Here is a 1,246-nt window from a genome sequence, read left to right as displayed (position 1 = left end):
AAACCCCGAACGCACTCATCGAGGCATAAGATACCAAATGAGAGAGAGTTCCCCCTTCGGGGGGATCCCTAGAAATTGGAAACTTGGAATGGGGGACAGCTCCCTCAATCCGAACGGCTTCGAGTTCCCCCTTCGGGGGGATCCCTAGAAATTGGAAACAGTCTTGTCTCACTTGCCCATAGATTCCGAGGGGTTTATGTCCCAAGTTCCCCCTTCGGGGGGATCCCTAGAAATTGGAAACTCCACAAGTACAACAAGGATTCTCTGAGTATAAAGTATTTGTTCCATTTAGACCAACAGACAGCAAACTCAAACAAAGTATCAAAGAAATAATGCAGCTACCCAATGTATCTAGAGTAAAGTATTCAGGTGAAACACATGTAAGAGGAACAAAGAGGATAGTATGAGTGTAAGAAGAAAGTTAGTCTTTGATGGAACTCTTAGGTCTGACAGAATTAATCAAACAGAAGTATTTAACCAAGGCGACCTTATTCTCCTAGAAGTTAGTGGATTAGCTGACAATGAATTTATTGAAATGGCAGGTTCTCTAAATGTAAGAGTAAAACAAGGTGCTACTGCTGACCCATGTGATGACCCAATACCTATTCCTGAATATGTTGCTCAGAACTTACCTGCATTACCACCAGCAAGTAGAGAAATCTTTGATATGGGAAATTATGAGTATCCATTAGATATACCGGTATTCAATTCATATTCTTTGGTAAGAATCGATTATGAACTAAGTCAATGTGCATTAGACATGTCAGTTATACTTCTACCTAGCTTTGATGTTACTTGTAAAGTATGGGTATTATGGCAAGAAAAGGGAATAAGGAATCTATATCGTTACGTTTGTGAGAATGCTGCTAAAGATGATATTAGATGGACTCTGTTAGCAGCAAGTACATTAGCTAGTAATGCTGCATTAGCATATAATGTTAGTGCATTAGCTACTATATTAGCATTACCTACAGGAGGAACTAGTGTAGCATTAGCTTCTCCAGTATTAACAGGATTAGCATTAGCTAGTGCTGGAATAGCTACACAATTCTCATTACCTAGTCCAGGAATACCATCATTGTTACCACCGTAAAAGACTATGGCTATCAAAAAACAAGGCATCATCTCAGGTCAATACACTTTCTCTGGTGTAGAAGACAATGGACTAGTAACCTTAACTAGTCAAGTAGATGATATTTACATTATTGAAATTCAAGCACTAGTACAACTATTTGACTTTATTAGT

1 protein-coding gene is annotated in these 1,246 nt (G+C 38.8%); it reads left to right on the top strand.

What is annotated here, in order from left to right; all coding sequences use genetic code 11:
* Nucleotides 1-403 precede the first annotated feature (403 nt).
* Complete coding sequence (locus NW838_RS02255) at nucleotides 404-1,093, top strand: hypothetical protein (RefSeq protein WP_414350122.1); 690 nt, start codon at nucleotides 404-406, stop codon at nucleotides 1,091-1,093.
* Nucleotides 1,094-1,246 lie beyond the last annotated feature (153 nt).

The organism is Synechococcus sp. R55.2 (genome assembly GCF_047462075.1).
In the GTDB taxonomy this organism is placed as follows: Bacteria; Cyanobacteriota; Cyanobacteriia; order Thermostichales; family Thermostichaceae; genus Thermostichus.
Note: the sequence above shows the minus strand (reverse complement) of the source record. Positions and strands in the feature narration are given on the sequence as shown.

What these genes read in the sequence shown, in the direction of transcription:
- NW838_RS02255 (WP_414350122.1), top strand. Translation starts at nt 404, where the DNA reads ATGAGTGTAAGAAGAAAGTTAGTCTTTGATGGAACTCTTAGGTCTGAC.